This window comes from Peribacillus sp. NJ4 (genome assembly GCF_030348345.1).
GTDB lineage: Bacteria > Bacillota > Bacilli > Bacillales > DSM-1321 > Peribacillus.
In genome coordinates, this window is the sequence record NZ_JAUCFQ010000001.1 from 1,473,001 (window position 1) to 1,490,238 (window position 17,238).

At 41.4% G+C, this 17,238-nt stretch carries 20 protein-coding genes and 2 pseudogenes; 16 read left to right on the forward strand and 6 right to left on the reverse strand.

Annotated elements, in window-relative coordinates; all coding sequences use genetic code 11:
- The first annotated feature begins 142 nt into the window (after positions 1-142).
- Positions 143-481, forward strand: coding sequence for a zinc ribbon domain-containing protein YjdM (locus tag QUF94_RS07420; RefSeq protein WP_289315288.1), 339 nt, complete (start codon positions 143-145; stop codon positions 479-481).
- 76 nt (positions 482-557) lie between these two features.
- Here the strand turns inward: QUF94_RS07420 and guaC are convergent, their stop codons facing one another.
- Together guaC and QUF94_RS07430 are read right to left on the reverse strand one after the other, a co-directional pair.
- A complete protein-coding gene (gene guaC / locus QUF94_RS07425) occupies positions 558-1,541 on the reverse strand; it encodes a GMP reductase (protein ID WP_289315289.1) in 984 nt (327 codons plus the stop codon).
- Positions 1,542-1,913: 372 nt separating this feature from the next.
- Complete coding sequence (locus QUF94_RS07430) at positions 1,914-2,417, reverse strand: DinB family protein (protein WP_289315290.1); 504 nt, start codon at positions 2,415-2,417, stop codon at positions 1,914-1,916.
- A gap of 697 nt (positions 2,418-3,114) precedes the next feature.
- Between QUF94_RS07430 and QUF94_RS07435 the strand changes: the two genes are divergently transcribed.
- The 3 genes from QUF94_RS07435 to QUF94_RS07445 all read left to right on the forward strand — a co-directional run bounded on the left by QUF94_RS07435 (position 3,115) and on the right by QUF94_RS07445 (position 5,678).
- The gene (locus QUF94_RS07435; RefSeq protein WP_289315291.1) at positions 3,115-3,783 is read left to right on the forward strand and encodes a YdeI/OmpD-associated family protein; all 669 of its coding nucleotides are present in this window, start codon (positions 3,115-3,117) and stop codon (positions 3,781-3,783) included.
- 120 nt (positions 3,784-3,903) lie between these two features.
- Positions 3,904-4,914: a permease gene (locus tag QUF94_RS07440; protein ID WP_289315292.1), complete on the forward strand. Its 1,011-nt coding sequence runs from the start codon at positions 3,904-3,906 to the stop codon at positions 4,912-4,914.
- Complete coding sequence (locus tag QUF94_RS07445) at positions 4,914-5,678, forward strand: TIGR03943 family putative permease subunit (RefSeq protein WP_289315293.1); 765 nt, start codon at positions 4,914-4,916, stop codon at positions 5,676-5,678. The genes QUF94_RS07440 and QUF94_RS07445 overlap by 1 nt, the downstream gene beginning before the upstream one ends.
- 64 nt (positions 5,679-5,742) lie before the next feature.
- Here the strand turns inward: QUF94_RS07445 and QUF94_RS07450 are convergent.
- Positions 5,743-5,841 (reverse strand): annotated as a pseudogene (locus QUF94_RS07450) (hypothetical protein); the annotation flags it as partial.
- Positions 5,842-5,962: 121 nt separating this feature from the next.
- On the opposite strand from QUF94_RS07450, the gene QUF94_RS07455 reads away from it, so the two are divergent.
- On the forward strand, positions 5,963-6,403 hold the full coding sequence (locus QUF94_RS07455; protein WP_289315294.1) for a ferritin-like domain-containing protein: 441 nt from the start codon (positions 5,963-5,965) through the stop codon (positions 6,401-6,403).
- Between the two features lie 57 nt (positions 6,404-6,460).
- Here QUF94_RS07455 and QUF94_RS07460 read toward each other — a convergent pair whose 3' ends face one another.
- The gene (locus tag QUF94_RS07460) at positions 6,461-7,357 is read right to left on the reverse strand and encodes a DMT family transporter (RefSeq protein WP_289315295.1); all 897 of its coding nucleotides are present in this window, start codon (positions 7,355-7,357) and stop codon (positions 6,461-6,463) included.
- A 135-nt stretch (positions 7,358-7,492) separates the two neighbouring features.
- Here QUF94_RS07460 and QUF94_RS07465 point away from each other — a divergent pair, with 135 nt between their 5' ends.
- The 3 genes from QUF94_RS07465 (at position 7,493) to QUF94_RS07475 (ending at position 9,146) form a co-directional block, all read left to right on the forward strand.
- The gene (locus QUF94_RS07465) at positions 7,493-7,948 is read left to right on the forward strand and encodes an RrF2 family transcriptional regulator (protein ID WP_289315296.1); all 456 of its coding nucleotides are present in this window, start codon (positions 7,493-7,495) and stop codon (positions 7,946-7,948) included.
- Between the two features lie 73 nt (positions 7,949-8,021).
- Complete coding sequence (locus QUF94_RS07470; RefSeq protein ID WP_289315297.1) at positions 8,022-8,732, forward strand: DsbA family oxidoreductase; 711 nt, start codon at positions 8,022-8,024, stop codon at positions 8,730-8,732.
- A gap of 132 nt (positions 8,733-8,864) precedes the next feature.
- The gene (locus QUF94_RS07475; protein ID WP_289315298.1) at positions 8,865-9,146 is read left to right on the forward strand and encodes a hypothetical protein; all 282 of its coding nucleotides are present in this window, start codon (positions 8,865-8,867) and stop codon (positions 9,144-9,146) included.
- 160 nt (positions 9,147-9,306) lie between these two features.
- On the opposite strand, the pseudogene QUF94_RS28745 reads toward QUF94_RS07475, so the two are convergent.
- Both QUF94_RS28745 and QUF94_RS07480 read right to left on the reverse strand, forming a co-directional pair.
- Positions 9,307-9,468: pseudogene (locus tag QUF94_RS28745) on the reverse strand (aldo/keto reductase); the annotation flags it as partial.
- A gap of 149 nt (positions 9,469-9,617) precedes the next feature.
- Positions 9,618-9,767 (reverse strand): hypothetical protein, encoded by a 150-nt coding sequence (locus QUF94_RS07480; protein WP_289315299.1) that lies wholly within the window; start codon positions 9,765-9,767, stop codon positions 9,618-9,620.
- Positions 9,768-9,959: 192 nt separating this feature from the next.
- On the opposite strand from QUF94_RS07480, the gene QUF94_RS07485 reads away from it, so the two are divergent.
- The 8 genes from QUF94_RS07485 to QUF94_RS07520 all read left to right on the forward strand — a co-directional run bounded on the left by QUF94_RS07485 (position 9,960) and on the right by QUF94_RS07520 (position 17,170).
- On the forward strand, positions 9,960-10,775 hold the full coding sequence (locus tag QUF94_RS07485) for a uroporphyrinogen-III synthase (RefSeq protein ID WP_289315300.1): 816 nt from the start codon (positions 9,960-9,962) through the stop codon (positions 10,773-10,775).
- Positions 10,776-10,788: 13 nt separating this feature from the next.
- Positions 10,789-12,237, forward strand: coding sequence for a uroporphyrinogen-III C-methyltransferase (gene cobA / locus QUF94_RS07490; RefSeq protein ID WP_289315301.1), 1,449 nt, complete (start codon positions 10,789-10,791; stop codon positions 12,235-12,237).
- 88 nt (positions 12,238-12,325) lie between these two features.
- On the forward strand, positions 12,326-12,499 hold the full coding sequence (locus tag QUF94_RS07495; protein WP_289315302.1) for a hypothetical protein: 174 nt from the start codon (positions 12,326-12,328) through the stop codon (positions 12,497-12,499).
- 227 nt (positions 12,500-12,726) lie between these two features.
- Positions 12,727-13,137 (forward strand): DUF4064 domain-containing protein, encoded by a 411-nt coding sequence (locus QUF94_RS07500; protein WP_289315303.1) that lies wholly within the window; start codon positions 12,727-12,729, stop codon positions 13,135-13,137.
- 178 nt (positions 13,138-13,315) lie between these two features.
- A complete protein-coding gene (locus QUF94_RS07505) occupies positions 13,316-15,214 on the forward strand; it encodes an immunoglobulin-like domain-containing protein (RefSeq protein WP_289315304.1) in 1,899 nt (632 codons plus the stop codon).
- 188 nt (positions 15,215-15,402) lie between these two features.
- The gene (locus tag QUF94_RS07510) at positions 15,403-15,786 is read left to right on the forward strand and encodes a DnaJ family domain-containing protein (protein WP_289315305.1); all 384 of its coding nucleotides are present in this window, start codon (positions 15,403-15,405) and stop codon (positions 15,784-15,786) included.
- Between the two features lie 64 nt (positions 15,787-15,850).
- Positions 15,851-16,429: a signal peptidase I gene (gene lepB, locus QUF94_RS07515; protein WP_289315306.1), complete on the forward strand. Its 579-nt coding sequence runs from the start codon at positions 15,851-15,853 to the stop codon at positions 16,427-16,429.
- A 255-nt stretch (positions 16,430-16,684) separates the two neighbouring features.
- A complete protein-coding gene (locus QUF94_RS07520) occupies positions 16,685-17,170 on the forward strand; it encodes a DedA family protein (RefSeq protein ID WP_034309313.1) in 486 nt (161 codons plus the stop codon).
- Positions 17,171-17,238: the final 68 nt, after the last annotated feature.

The following is a 17,238-nucleotide window of genomic DNA, read 5'->3' on the forward strand; positions in this document are numbered from 1 at the left end:
TTCTATAGGAGGGAGGAAACGGGAGCTGAAATAGCCTGTCCATCGTTACAAAGAAAGAAACGATCAACTCTAAAATATTACTTGTTGTATGTAAACCATTATTATAATAGAATTGACAATAACGAATGAAGGAAGTGAATTTATGTCTGCTATTCCTAATTGCCCTGCATGTAATTCAGAATATACATACGAAGACGGAAGTCTTTTTGTTTGCCCAGAGTGCGCCCATGAGTGGACGATGGAATTGGAAACTGAAAATAGTGATCAAAAGACTATTAAAGATGCAAATGGAAATGCTTTGAATGATGGTGATACCGTGACGGTAATCAAAGATCTTAAAGTGAAAGGGAGCTCATCCGTTTTAAAAATGGGCACAAAAGTCAAAAGCATCCGTTTAGTTGATGGAGATCATGATATTGATTGCAAGATCGATGGTTTTGGTGCAATGAAATTAAAATCCCAATTTGTTAAAAAGGTATAGTGAACTTATATAACGAATGAAAGAACGGTCTAATCTATTGATTAGACCGTTCTTTTTTATAAGATTGGATACTCAATTAATAAACTTTGTCACCGTTAAAGATTGAATTCTTAACGACCACATAATCCACGTTCCGGATGGCTTCCAACTTGGTTCCTCCGGCATAAGAAATGGAAGACTGAAGATCTTGTTCCATTTCTTTCAACGTATCTTCCAAAGATCCTTTGTGCTCGACAAACATCTTTTTGCCTTCAACGTTTTTCTTTTCACCTTTTTGGAATTCAGAAGCTGAACCAAAGTATTCTTTAAAGGCCTTACCATCTTTCTCGATCGTTTGACCTGGAGATTCTTCATGTCCAGCAAATAATGAACCGATCATGACCATGGAAGCTCCGAATCTAACTGATTTAGCTATATCACCGTTTGTGCGAATGCCGCCGTCAGCTATGATTGGCTTGCTAGCCGCTTTTGCACACCAGCGAAGTGCAGCTAATTGCCAGCCGCCCGTTCCAAATCCAGTCTTGATTTTAGTGATGCATACTTTCCCTGGTCCAATTCCTACCTTTGTAGCATCGGCACCGGCATGTTCCAATTCCCGTACCGCTTCCGGAGTTCCCACATTTCCTGCAATGACAAAACTTTCAGGTAAATGTTTTTTAATATGCTGTATCATCTTTATCACGGCATTGGAATGACCGTGTGCAATATCTATCGTAATGAATTCAGGCACAATATTGTCTTCTGATAATTGTTGAATGAATCCGTATTCTTCTTCTTTAACGCCGACACTGATGGACGCGATTAACTCACGTGAATGCATATCTTTAATGAAAGTCAGTCGTTTTTCTGGTTCAAAACGATGCATTACATAGAAGTAACCGTTTTCAGCCAAGTAAATCGCAATCTTTTCATCAATGATCGTTTGCATATTGGCAGGTACAACAGGTAACTTGAAAGTATGTTTACCCAAAGTAACGGATGTATCACACTCCGAACGGCTATTTACTACACATTTTGCAGGAATTAATTGAATATCTTCATAATCAAACACGTTTTCCATACTATGCACCTCTATATACGAATATTTTTGTCGTTTTATATAAAAATTGTTCGCCCCATTAGGTAATGTACATCATTTTTATCAGTAAGTCAAAATTTTTAATGGTTTTATTTTGTGTCACTTCAGAAAAGTTATGACAATTAGATGGAGAGAGGGGTAACTCGAACGTATGCCATCGTATAAATAATGATAGAGGAAACCGATATTTGGCTGTATGAAATGCTCAGTGGGAAATTGGATTTTACAAATATGTACAGAAAAACATGTCTGTTATTTCTAACTGGATAGTAACGAGTTCTCAAAATAGTAAAAGCTAGACACTTTAGAAATGAGTGTCTAGCTTTTTAGTCCATTCAGCTCAGGTGGAAGGGATTATAATACCGATGATTTTATTTCTTGTATCTGCTTGATATGCCTTTGTTCATGTAAGGATAATAATTCAATCCATTGATCTAAAGAGAGGTCCCCGAACAAAGGATGCTTGGCTTTCTTTCTATTCAAGATGATATCTGAATCCATATCGTAAAGAACCTGTAATAACCGATCCCTTGATTCTGCCAGTAAATCCATAAGGCTCGATAATTGAAATGGGGCTTTTGAGGGTGAAATGATATCAGGAGTTGCGAATTTCTTTGTTCTATTAGTAACCAAGTAAATGTTTTTTTGGATGATATTATTAAAGTCCCTTTCCTGAATGCCATTTGCTATAGCTTCTGTAAATACCTGTTCAGTAAGATATAAATGATGGCAAATTTGGGCGATGGTCCATACTTCAGGTGCAGGCCTATGGTGGAGCATTTTTTCATCCAATTCCGTAACTTCCTCTATTAACTGGTTTCTTGATTCGAATAGTAAATCATACTCGATAAAATTCATGGGAACTCCCCTTTTGTGACACCCCATTTGAAAGCATCACTGATTTTTTTATATAGAAAAAACAAAGGGATATCGACTGCATAAAAACTATGACATACGATGAGGGAACTTATTAAAAAATACACAGATTTAAGTGGATTCATGATTTTTTTCAATGTTGGGTTATGGGTGCTTTTGCAGAGGTGACACTATGCATCTAAGAAAGGCTTCGATTTGAGTAAGAGTGAAGAAAAGGCATATTTCATGGGTAAGGACATTGTTCAATAATCGGCTTTAATGTTGTCTTGAGGAAGAAATGCAGAGCTGAAGTCAGGTCAGTACTTCCAGGGACCATATCTTTTCTGGAGCGTTGATACCCTATCATGCCTATGCATAAAAGTTAAATTTATGCCTGCAATCTGAATGTTGAGCTTCAAAAACTAGAATGCGGCGTCTAGGGCTTTCTCTGGTGAATCCGAAAATGTAAGTTGGCATTCAAAAGGGAAAAAGAAACTATTAGAAGCTAGGCATTGGAATTGATTATATCTGAAGTATAGCACAGTTAATATTTTCCTAGAAATGATTATATGAAAAAAGGCGGAAGGTTTACTCATCGTCATTTTGCTTTTTATATGGAAACGATTATCAAAAGTTGCGAACCGAATGGGGAACTTTTAAACTGTAGATAGTCAAAATGAAATGGGATGGGTGAATGCCGATGGCTAAAACAATAGTTGAAAAACTGAATTTACATAAATATGAACGGGTGGCAGTCTTGGATTTGCCAGCCGGGGCGGATTATTTAGCGGAGCTTCCGGATTACGATACAGAGCTTACTGAAAGAGCGTATGATCTTATATTTGCCTTTGTATTGGATATGGATTCTTTAAAAGGAATCGTGGATAAGGTAATCGAGAAAAATCATTTGAGTAAAAACGGCTATATCTATTTGGCATATCCCAAGAAGGGGAATAAAGAATATGCCACATTTATTCATCGTGATGATTTGATGCAAGGCCTTGGTGCGGATGAAAGCGGTTATGTTGGATCGAGTGACATGAAATTTGCACGTATGGTGGGAATGGATGATGTCTTTACGGTAGTCGGACTGAAAGAAGATTCGGAAAATAGAAACCGTCCATCTACCAAAGCAAGCCAATCAGTAGATGATTATATCGAAATGATTTCTGAAATTGAGAAAGATTTGCAGGATTCTCCTGATTTGCTTGCGTTCTATCAATCACTTACCTCAGGGTATCGTAAAGATTGGGCCCGCTACGTGTATAGTGCGAAACAAGAGGCGACCCAAGTGAAACGGCGCCAGGAAATGAAAATGATTTTAGGAGAGGGATACAAGAGCAGGGATCTTTATCGAAGAAAGAAATGAGGGTGGAGGAATGTCTTCCATTCTCTTTTTGTTTCTTGTCATGTTCATCCTATCAAAAGCATATACTAGACCGAATCAAAACTTAAATCGTAATAATTATGATTTGTGAGGTGGTTGAACATGCTTTTGAAACGATACACGGGCAATTTGCTGTTATTGATTCTATTGTTTTTGCTGCTGGCTTTCTTTTTTCTAGGCGATGTGTTCATTCCAAAAGCGATTGATTTCTCGGGCTATCCGATGCTTCACTCTGTGCTCGTCGTGTTTTTGGGTTTGTTTTTAGAATCGATTCCTTTCCTGTTCCTGGGTGCCATTGCATCTTCGTTCATTCAGTTATTCATCAGTGAAGAAATCATTCAGCGAATGATACCAAAACGACCCCTGACGGCTATTTTTGCTGCGATAGGGGCAGCGCTGATCATTCCGGTCTGCGAATGTGCAATCATCCCGGTCGTACGGAGATTGATTCAAAAGGGTGTCCCGGTCCATGCAGGTGTTGTCTTGCTTGTAACTGCTCCAATATTGAATGTCATCGTGTTCGGCTCAACTTATTATGCGTTCCAAAATAATCCGTCCATTCTATATGGAAGAATCATTCTTTGTGTCTTGACCGCCGTGATCGTAGGTTTATTCGTTTATATATTCAGCACTAAAGATGTGGTTAAAGAGGAGAAGGTGGAACTGGTTCATGGGCATGAACATGATTTTCGGTCAACTAAATGGACAAGCTTCATTGATCATACTTCACAGGAATTTTTTATGGTCGGCAGATACTTTATCATCGGGGCTTTGTTTGCCAGTATATTTCAAGTGATTATGGATCGGACCGTACTGGCCGATATTGGTCAGGCGCCGATAAAAGGCACGGCGTTGATGATGGGGATTGCGTTTGTGCTTTCACTCTGTTCTTCAGCTGATGCATTCGTTGCCGCTTCCTTTTCCCATAGTTTTTTACCAGGCTCGATACTGGGTTTCCTAGTATTTGGTCCAATGCTGGATTTGAAAAATGTCCTGATCATGATGTCCTGTTTTAAACGGAGCTTTGTCGTCACATATGTCTTGCTTGTTTTCGCAGTCGTCTTCAGCCTATGCCTGATTGCAGGCGGATTGATCAGTAAGGGGGGCTTCTGATGAAACGTTTTTTTATCCAAAGACTAGAGGGATTGCTACTGCTTGGACTGGGCCTCATGATTTTTAAATTGTATGTTTCGGGACATTTAACGAAATTGATTGCACCCAAAATGGTTCCATATGCATTGGCGGCGCTTTTTGCTTTTTTAGTGATCAGTCTTCTCCGTCTAAAAAAACAAAAACAGGGTACACATCATTGTAATTGCGAATCGAATGGAGAGTCTTCCTCGTCCGCGTTGGTCCTGAAATATAGTTTGTTTTTCATTCCGATCCTTCTCGGCTTCATCTTGACCGATTTTACATTAAGCGGTGAAGTGCTGGCAAAAAGAGGGATGGCGAATCAGCAGCCACAGAAGGTAAGTTCGTATGATACTGGGAAACATGTGAATGGGGATAAAATCACCGTTACGGATGATAATTACTTTGAGGTACTGGATGATTTGCTGAACAACCTCGATGTGATTGAGGGGAAAGAAATAGAGCTTTCGGGATTTATATATCGTGAAGATACTTTTACGGACAAACAAATGGCCGTCTCCCGCCTCTCCATGTCCTGCTGTGTAGTCGATGCGACATTATACGGATATATGGTCAACGGGAATGTGGAGGGCATGAAGACTAATGATTGGTACACCATAACGGGTACATTAAAAAAAGGAAGCTATAAAGGTGAAGCCGTACCTGTGATCGATTTAAAAGAGTCGAAGAAAATAAAGGCACCGGAAGAAGCTTATTTATATGAGAATGTACAAATCATTCAGTAGTATTGGAAACCCCGGCAAAAGGATGCTTTTGCCGGGGTTTCAACTGGTGCCGAAAGGGGTATTTTGCCTGTACGAAGATACCCTTTTCATGTAAAAAGGCCTTATAGCCATATATTCCATCATAAGATCCCATTCCGCTTGTATTTACACCGTCGAATGGCAGAAAACGTGGGCGGCGAGAATTCTCTTCAAATTCATACATTGAAGGCATAAATTGTTTTGATGGGCACCTGGTTCTCTGTTATTCATACTATATGGGATAAAGAACAGGGAGGGGTTATGCCATGTATGGGCATGATATGTATGAAGGTGATTGGAACAGACAGAAGGATATGTTGATTCAACTAGAAAAGGCGATAAATGGCGAGTACAGTGCCATCCAGTGTTATGAGAAATTGGCAGCATTAGCGCCGGATGAAAAGCAGAGGAAACAAATCATTGAAATAAGGGAAGACGAAATAAAACATTTTCAAGCATTCACCCGGATATACAACAGCTTGACCGGGATGCAGCCACAGCCTAAAGTGACTGAACCATGCCCGGACTCCTATGCAGCCGGATTGGAATTTGCCGTTCAAGGTGAACAGGAAACAGTGGATTTTTATCTGGATGTCGCAGATGGTGCGGCTGATAGAACCATCAGAAAGGCGTTCCGGCGTGCTGCCGCCGATGAACAAAACCATGCCGTCTGGTTTTTGTTTTACTTAGTAAAACTCAAAGGCTGATTCATTAGTATGGAAAGTTGAAAAAAAGCCAGGAAATTATCCTGACTTTTTTTCACTTTAGGACAGCTCCTGGTTCATCAATGTAGTTTTTTTTCGTACCCCTGGTGAAATCGTCAATGAGATGATTCCGCATAAGAGTAATCCCACCCCGATCCATGACATGGGGGCCAAGCTCTCACCGACAAGGAAGACACCGAGAAGAGCGGCTGTCAGCGGCTCGGCGAGTGATAAGGAAACGGCTGTTGATGAAGGAACGGATAAAAGCCCTTTATTAAAAAATAAGTAGGCTGCTGCTGTAGCAAGAAGTCCAAGGTGAAGGCTGACGGCCATCCCGTTCGCTGTGCCGATCCAGCTGATATCCAGTATGAATAAAGCGGGTGCCAATAGCAGGGCGCTAAAACTAAAGATGACAGCGGCAGTTGCTTCTGGAGGTTGTTTATCCAAAATCCTTTTACTAACCAATGTGAATACCGTAAAGGAAAATCCAGCCCCAAGCGCAAGCAGCGCACCTACAGGATCGATGGTAACGGATCCTTTATTTGAAAAAAGCAGTAAACACCCGGCAATCGATAAACCTGTGGCGGTCCACCAGCTTGTTGATGGCCGTTTTTTACTGAACAGCCATTCAAGGAATCCGGCGATGATGGGGGCACTGCTTAAAGTGATGATGGTGCCAATGGCAATTCCGGTCATGCTGACAGCCATGAAAAATAGCGGCTGGTAACAGGCCATGCCTAACGTGGCTAAGATGGTCTCCTTTAATGGCCAATTATATCGCGTTAATTTTTTTTTCCAGATTGCAATGAGCAATAATGCGAAACCGCCGACTGCCAAGCGGACGGCACCTATTGCTATGGGATGGGCTCCATCGGGGGCGAATGACTGGGCAGTTCCGGTCGTTCCCCACAGCATGGCACCAAGTATGACGAGTAAATAGGGGTATTTTTCCTTCATGGGAGTTCTCCTGTAATAAAGATTTACTATTCAGACTATATGATTGTATCGATAAAGTCAAAGCGTCCATTTGTTCGGGAGAACGTAACATAGTATAATGGGCTTACTATGGATAGTGGTATAAGGGGGATAAGCATGTCTTCAGGTAATCGAAACAATCAAATTGGACCGCCGCGGTTTGCAATTGCCATTCACTCTCTGGTTTGGCTCGCACAAAGCGAAAAGCTCCTGACAAGTTCGGCAATCGCCTTGAAGGTGAATTCACATGCCACTTTTTTAAGAAGGGTGATGGCTCAGCTTGCAGCTGAGGGGATCGTCGAAACAAAGGAAGGGCGGGAAGGCGGATATAGCTTGAAGGTACCTGCCTCACAGCTTACTTTGGCCGATGTGTATCAAGCGGTACGGCCGGAATGCCTTGTTTGTATGGAAACGAGCGAATGCGGTGAAGTCGGGAAGCAGTTGGATACGGCTTTGGAGGAAATCATGAACGAAGCCGAAAAGGAAACATTGCGCCTATTAAAGGGCTATACATTAGAAGAATTCATGAAAAAAATCGACTTCACCAATTTTGAAAATGAGTGTCTTGGGTAATATCCTTGCAAGAGGATACCCAAGGTTATATAATGTGCTTAATGTGATTGCATTTAAATGAGGAGGTATTTACATGAAGGTGGAAATTTGGTCGGATTATCAATGTCCGTTTTGTTATATAGGGAAGCGTCGATTCGAAGAGGCTTTGAAGCAGTTTGAAAATAAAGATCAGGTAGAGGTTTCATTTCGCAGTTTTGAGTTGAACCCAGAGGCTGAGCGGGATATCAATATGACTCAATATGAAATGCTGGCCCAGAAATACGGCATGTCCCAAGCGGAAGTGGAAGCGAACACCCAAAACCTGACTCAACAGGCTAAAGAATTGGGACTCGATTATCATTTTGACAAAGTGGTCTTAACGAATTCGTTCGATGCTCATCGCTTGATGCACCTTGCTGAATCGAAAGGCAAAGAGAACGAAATGAATGAACGCCTATTTAAAGCATACTTTACGGAAGGCAAACATATTGGCGATCATGCTACATTGGCTAGTTTGGCTGAGGAGGCCGGCCTTGAAAAGTCTGAAGCGGAAGCGATGCTGGCAGGAACGGCATTCACGGCGGAGGTTAGAGGAAATGAGCAAGAAGGAAGCCTGCTTGGAATTACAGGTGTGCCATTCTTCGTCATTAACCGCAAGTATGGAATCTCCGGCGCTCAGCCAACAGAAGCGTTCCTTGATACGCTGAAAAAAGTGTGGGCTGAGGAGAATCCGCTTCAAATGGTGAATGATCCAGCAACGGGAGAAGCTTGTACGGACGGTTCTTGTAACGTGCCGGAAAAATAATGAAGATATGAAGAAGGAGACCCGAAACTGGGGTCTCCTTTTTTTACTTAAAAAGGAAATGTTATATATGGCAAAGAATATAGTGTACAGGATGTCTTTTCGAAAAAGTCCGAAATGAAAGGGAGCTAAAAGGTGTATTTAATAATTGGAATACTAGTTTTCGTGCTTGCATGTATATTAACTGCCAAAATCATTTCCTATAAATATTGGACATGTATTTATACGGCATTCGGAAATGATGATTATTTTAAGGTGATTGCGAAATTGGAAAGTGAAGGGATACAATTCAAAACGAAAACACCTATGAATTTAGGTTCCGAAAACTTTCAAAATCGCCATGAAACTAGTCAATATGATATTTTTGTAAAAAAAGAGCAGAAGCAAATTGCCCAAAGGGCCCTTCATAACAATTAATAAATGTTAGATCATTGAAATTGGCTGTCCTGGTGGCAGCTTTTTTTAGTGACTGGAAAAGGTAAGATTCATGTAGGAAATCGGATTATATTTAATTTTGAACTAACAGAACTACTCTAAGATTAGAAGGGCGTGTTTTGATTCATTCTTTCAAAACACGCTATATTATTATTGTTGTAGATTTATCTTCGGTTAATTGGATAGCTAAGGTTTGGAGATTTGTAGCTACTTGATCAGGTCTTGTCGTCCCTGGGACTATAAGATCAACTGCTGGCCGGGTCAATAACCAAGCAAGTGCAATTTGGGCAGGTTGTGCTTCTTTCTTTTTTGCGAATACTTAAATTGGTCAATACGGTTAAGGTTTGCAAGCAATGCCCCTCCTTGACAAACTGGGGTGAACACCAGGTCAAGTTTTACTTTCTTGGAAACTTACGAGTATTTGCTCCAAACTCACGAGTAAAATCCCGAAACTCACGAGTATTGCTCCAAACTCACGAGTAAGATCCCGAAACTCACGAGTATTTGTTCCAAACTCACGAGTAAAATCCCGAAACTCACGAGTATTTGCTCCAAACTCACGAGTAAAGGCCCGAAATTCACGAGTATTTGTTCCAAACTCACGAGGGTGGGACTTATAAAAAGCAAAGTGCTGCTAAACTATCTTTCCTTTGAATTCATATAGGGTATTAGAAAGAAAAAGCGTTGATTTTGATATGGAATTCGTTTTTTATAGTTTCAAAGACTGAAAATTTGTATAATGGTTGAGATGGATAAGAGGTTTCAAAAATGAATGTACATATAGGAGGGGCAAGGATGAGTAAGCTTAATGGCAGGACCGTTGCTTTATTGGGAGCGAGGAAAACGGAAGAACTTAGTAAAATCGTTCATAATCTTGGGGGAGTCCCGCTGGTTCGTCCAGCACAGGGGACGGTATTCCTTGATGATTCCCATTTGGAAGAGGATGTCACCCGTTTGATGGCAGGGGAGTTCGATTGGATCATCCTTACGACGGGAGTGGGGACGGAACTATTATATAATACGGCAGTGAAGATGGAAGCGGGAGATCGTTTCATAGAAGCTTTGCGGTCCCTGAAAATTGCAGCTAGGGGTTATAAAACGGTGAATATGCTGAAAAAACTTGGCCTGCAGCCATTAATCCGTGATGATGATGGCAGTACGGCAGGGCTCGTTCGTAATCTGGAAGGCCATCTGTCCGGAGATGTAAAGGTCGCATTGCAGCTTCACGGCGATCCGGCGCCTCTTTTGATGAACTGGTTGGATGAACAAAAGGTAAAACATAAAGAAATTCTTCCATACGAGCATATACCGCCCGAAAAAGAAACGATGCAGCAGCTGATCCAAGAAATCCTTGAGGGCAAAATTGATTCCGTTGTGTTCACGAGTGCACCGCAGCCACGAAATTTAATGAGATTTGTCCGTGAACAAGGTGTGGAGGATAAGATAATCGACCTGTTTGCATCGGATGTAATTGCTCTTGCAGTCGGAAAGGTAACGGCGCAGGTGGTAATCGATGAAGGGATAGAGCGGGTCATATATCCTGAAGATCAACGGATGGGCAGTGCAATGGTGGAGCTGGTGAAATATTACCAGGGAATTGCAAGCAGATAGGGGTGAGTGCGGTATGACCAAGGGTAAGGTCTATTTTGTTGGTGCAGGTCCGGGTGATGTGGGCCTGATTACCGTAAAAGGTCAAAAAGAGATTGAAAAAGCGGATGTCATTTTATATGACAGATTGCTGAATCCCAAACTATTGGAGGCTGCTACCCTCGATTGTGAATTGATTTATTGTGGTAAGACACCTTATGCGAATGGCATCAGTCAAGGGAACATCAATGAGCTGCTTGTGTCCAAAGCACTGGCAGGGCATCGGGTCGTCCGTTTGAAAGGCGGTGATCCCGCCGTTTTTGGAAGAGTCGGGGAGGAAGCGGAATCGTTGAAAGCTCAGGGTATCCCATTCGAAGTCATTCCGGGGGTTACGTCCAGCATTGCTGCATCCATGTACGCAGGAGTCCCCGTTACGCATCGGGATTATGGACGTTCCTTTGCGATGGTGACGGGCCATGACCAAACGAAGAAGGATATAGATTGGAATGGGCTTGTGAATAGTATAGATACGGTTGCATTTTATATGGGTGTGGCCAACCTTCCGTATATCCGCGAGAATTTGATCAATCATGGAAAGCCGGGGAACACGCCGGCACTCGTCATTCAATGGGGCACTTATGGAAGACAGGAAACGGTCGAGGGGACCTTGGATGATATCGTCGAAAAGGTAAGTGAAAGGTCGCTTAGCAATCCGGCGATCACCCTGGTCGGGGATATCATTTCACTAAGGGGAAAACTGCAATGGTTCGAAAAGAAGCCACTATATGGTCAACGGTTTTTAGTGGCCCGGACCGGGACGGCAAAGAGTTCCTTGGCAGAAGCGCTGCATGAACTTGGCGGCGATGTCATCGAGTTTCCTAAATGGAATGCGGCAAAAGTTAAAATAGAAGAAAGTCAGCTGCTCTCTTTTCTTTCGTATGATCGAATCCTCTTCACTTCGCCCGAAAGCGTCCATGGATTCTTGGATTCACTTACTGAACACGCTATTGATTTCCGTCGGATTTCTTCAAAACTTTATGTGATCTCGCGGAAGTCGAAGAAAGCTTTACAGCAACGTGGACTAATGGCCGAGCTCAAATCCGAGATGCCGGAAGCCGGAACACTGTTGGTCATTGGAGATCGAAACAAGGATCAAAGAGATCCGGCTCATGGGGAAGGAGACTATTTTCAAACCATCACTAAATTTGTTGATGGAAGATTCCTTGAAATCCTTCCGAGAATGCTAGACGGGAAAGCTGTCGGAACGGTACTTTTTTCGAATCAGCATTCAGTTGATATGCTGTTGGAATTTGGGAACCAGGCAGACGTGGATATTGAAGGGCTGCTAAATCATGCCTCTATCGGGGTAATTGGGGAAAGTACTGGCAAAAGACTTAAAGACTATGGATTTAAAGTGGATATGATGCCCGAGGAACCGTCTGTTGAACAATTGGTGGCTTTGATCGTGAATAGGAATGGTTTTTAGGCTCTGAAAAAAACAGAGTCTTTTTCCTTTTTTCACCCAAAAGACCAGTGTTAAATGATATGATTTTCCTTTGGAAGGGAGTGTTTTCATGTTTAATATTGGCGATATTTTATGGCAATTATTCTATCTTGCTCTACTCGTTTTGTTAATCGTAATGGTTGTGAAGGTTGTCCGTTTCTTTATAAAACATATGACAAAAATGCATAACCTGGAAAATAAAGCGGATGAAGTAAATGAACGATTGAAAAAGAAGGATGATTGACGGCCATATATCCGGCTCATTTTCCCTATTCTTTTTTCAGAAGAGCCAAGCTCCACGGGTACTTTCATCGGATTGATTTTTCCATTCATCATGCCTTATCGATCCAAGTAAGGAAAATGATAATACCAAATGGACGCTCACAGATTTTGAAAGGAAGGAATAAAAGTCTTTTATTCCTTCTCAAATTGGGTATATATATAAGTGACTTTTCTAGGGAGGCGAAGTAAATGAAACGCACATGGGAATTCGTATTAAGTATCATAGGCGTGAGTATCGCTGCGATTTCTTTAATCGTGACGATTATAACGGCAGTTTATCTCAACAGTATCGATATGACAGAAATGATGGACTACTCATTAATGTCAGACTCCGAGTTTTCGACGTCTGAGGTCGATATGTCAATCAAGTTTTTCATGGGCTTACTATGGGCTGGAATCATATCGCTGTTCATTGCCTTGGCAGGCGGCTTGATCGCTATCTTTCTATTAAAAGGCGGCAAAGCGAAGGCAGCCGGAATCTTATTGATCATTACGGGCATTCTGACGATCTTTCATGTTTGGCCGCTTATCTTCTTCATCGTGCCGGGAATCATGTGCCTGGCAAGGAAACCGAGGGAAACGGTGGAAGTGATCGTATGATCCAACACCATACATAGTTTGTGATTCAAAAACAAAGGAGCTGATCCGAAAATGCGGGTAAGCTCCTTTTGTCATGCAAGGATATTTTAGGGTAATATACCTATTTATACCTGCATTAACCAGTCTATCATGTTACTATTATTATAGATTTAAATATAAATAGACTGGAGTTCGATCGATGAAGATACCTTTAATGAAGATTGGGATAATGACCTGTTTGACACTCGGTTTGTTCAATGGACAGGCTGCTTTTGCAGAGTCCGGAATAACCAATGCGTGTTCATCATTTGGTGAAATTCAACCCAATAAAAATCCTTCCCATAAGCAAATTAATTGCTTACTGACGAATGCGGCAATAGAGGCTGAAATCCCCCCTGAAGTGGTAAAAGCGGTGGCTACGCAGGAAAACGGGGATTGGAGGCAATTTAATGATGCGGGCAAACCGATTATATCCGGCGATGGCGGTATCGGTCTAATGCAGCTTACCAATAAAAGTGGGTATGACCAGAAAAGGCTGGGAAATGATATAGTCTACAATATCGAGGCTGGCGTCGAGGTACTGAGCGGCATGTATTCAAGAAATGATCATGATTTGCCGAAAATCGAAGGTGCAGGACGCAGGGTCATCGAAAATTGGTATTTCCCTGTCATGGCATACAATGGGACAAAGCCGGTTAACAGTCCTCTTTACCAGGAAAGCGGGAAAAGAAATGTGAATGCTTACCAAGAGGAAGTTTTTGCCAAGATAGAAAACCAAAGTTATTTGAATGATACAAAACTAGCCAAATATCCATTCGAAATTTCGCACTTTCAATATGATCGGGAAAGCACTGAAAATATCATCTTTAAAAAGCTGGAATACACACTGACCGACCAAACGCATGACTCTGTTTATTGGTTCATGCCAGAAGACAAAGTGGTGACGACATCCAACGCGAATATTAGGAAAGAAATAAGCACTACGGTAGGTGCAGTACTTGTGCCTCCCAATACAAGCTTGATCATCAAAGGGAATTTTGACTATCACGAATCTAAGGGAAATAAATTTGTCTTTTACCCCGTACAAACGGAAGACGGGAAGATTAAGGGGTATGTTTCATCAGCTTACATCTCCAATAGGCCATCGAGTGTCGTGCCTATCAAGGATACGAATAAACCTGTGATTTCAGGGGCAACAAATAAATCCATTCCGTTCAACTCAACTTTCAATCCTAAAACCGGCGTAAACGCGAAGGATGATAAAGATGGTGACTTAACGAGTGCCATACGTGTGGATGGTAAGGTGGATACCAAGAAAGTGGGCACCTATAATTTGACGTATACGGTAGCTGACAAGACTGGGAATTTTGCCAAGGTCACAAGGAAAATAACCGTTTATGATCAAGTAAAGCCAGTGATTTCAGGTGCCGGGAATAAAACCATCAAACTTAATTCTTCGTTCAATCCAAAAACGAATGTGAGTGCCAAGGATAATGCCGATGGTAACTTGACCAGTAAAATCAAAGTGACGGGTACAGTGAATACGAAGAAAAAGGGGACCTATACATTGAAGTATACGGTCACCGATCGATCGAAAAATACTGCTACAGTCACAAGAAAGATTACGATAGACAGCACCAAGCCGGTCATCTCGGGAGCCAAAAGTAAAACCATTGCCTATAACTCGACATTCAATCCTAAATCAGGCGTATCCGCTAAAGATAACCTGGATGGAAGCTTGACCAGTAAAATCAAGGTGACGGGTACGGTGAATACGAAGAAAAAGGGAACGTACACATTAAAGTATACAATCACTGATTCATCGAAAAATACTGCTACAGTGACCAGGAAGATCACAATCGACAGCACCAAGCCGGTCATTTCCGGTGCCAAAAGTAAAACCATTGCCTATAACTCGGCATTCAATCCTAAATCAGGTGTATCTGCGAAAGATAACCTGGATGGAAGTTTAACAAGTAAGATCAAAATAACAGGGACTGTGAATACAAAGAAAAAGGGTTCCTATACATTGACTTACACAGTTACGGATAAATCACAGAACAAGGCAGAGGTAAAAAGGAAAATCACGGTTAAATAGATGGCAAAAAGGGATTCCGTTAATAATGGAATCCCTTTTTTGATGCATGAATGTTTTTGGCCGAAAGCCATGCATATATAATAGTAGAAAGTGTTCATTGAATGATCTTCAAGGGTGGAGTGGGTATAGATAAAAATGTTATAATTGTAAATAGATGTAATGATAAGTGATCTGAAGGGAGATTGTTTATGGGCAAAGAACAGGGGCATGTAAACTGGATGGATCAGATTTTTAAGGATTATGAAAAGGACGGCGGACTGAAGAATAATCCTGGCTTTGGAAAACCGCTTCCGGAGTCGGTGCTATCGGGAAATATCTATGACAACTTCTTGACGAAGGCCAAGGATGCCGGTTATCTTCCGCTTTGGATAAAATGGCAAAAAGAAATTCGGGAAGAGCTATCCGAAGTGGTTCGATTGAAAAAAATGAATGGACCTGAATCGGAATTAATCAAACGAATTGACGATATAAATGAGAAAGTCCGTACATATAATGCGATTTGTCCTCCAAAGTTGCAGCGCAGGGAAATAGAGTTGGAAAGCATCGAGATCCAGTATGAAAAATGGAAGTAATTGATTATGTGCAAAATGTGGGTATTTGTATGACGTGATCATGAAGGGATTATGATATAATTGCATGAATAAAAAACAGAGAGAGGGACTTCGATTGGAAAATAGAAAAGAAGTTTTTTCATGGATAAAAGCGATATTGATTGCAGTCATTCTAGCTTTTTTAATTCGAACGTATATTTTTGCACCGATTGTCGTGGACGGTGAGTCAATGATGCCGACCCTGCAAGACCACGAACGGATTGTTCTTACCAAGTTTGGAACGAAAATTGATAGTATCGACCGGTTTGATATTGTCGTTTTTCATGCAACGGCAGATAAAGATTATATAAAAAGGGTTATCGGTCTTCCAGGTGACCATATTGAATATAAAGATGATACGCTTTATATTAATGGGAAAGCTTATGAAGAACCATACTTGGACAAATATAAGAACCAGATGGCAGGAGTGCCGCTGACTGAATCCTTCAAGCTCGAAGATATTACAGGCAGTATGACAGTTCCGGATGACCAGCTGTTCCTTATGGGGGATAATCGCCAAAATAGTTTGGATAGCCGTGAAATCGGCACGATTTCCGTCGATGAAATTGTCGGCAAGGCGAATCTAGTGTATTGGCCGATCAAGGAAATAAAAATTGTGAAATAAGAGGAAGCGGACTCGGTCATCGGGTCCGCTTTTGTTGCCGTCATTCATCACGGAAAGGGGGAAACGTTGACTGCCATTGCCATACAAACCTTTCAACAAAAAACGTGTTCATTCTTCTTTTTTTTTCTTTTTTTATGAAAATCCACTCATTTGGGTTAATTTAGGTTATCCTATTAAAAAGAAGTAATCACTTTACCCAGGCCCGCATAGAAATTGGATTACTTTAAAAAAGGGTGCTGAGATGGAGTACTATAGATGGATATAGTAAAAGATTTAATCTCAAACTATGGTTATTTTGCGATATATGGACTGTTGGCCATTGGAATTATTGGCTTGCCGGTACCTGATGAGTTCATGATGACTTTTGTCGGCTATTTGTCATCCATTTCCGTTTTGAATGTCCAAGGGGCATTCCTAGTCAGTTTCCTTGGATCGATATCCGGGATGCTTGTCAGTTATTTCATCGGGAAAAAGGTGGGTAAGCCTTTTTTGAGAAAGCATGGTAAATGGATCAAAATGACTCCCGCGAGGTTGGAAAAACTGGAGAAATGGTTCAATAAATATGGCCCATGGACCATTATCATTGCCTATTTCATCCCAGGAGTTCGCCACTTCGCCAGTTACATATCCGGAATGAACGGAATGGGGAAACGAAAGTACTTTATATTTGCAGGTGCTGGTGCTTTCAGCTGGTGCTTGGTATTTACGACTTTTGGCTATTTCATTGGTGTGTTAACGTAACCGCCAAATTTCGATGTTATCAGAAAATCCCGTTTCTGGATTTCAGAAACGGGATTTTCCATTTCCAC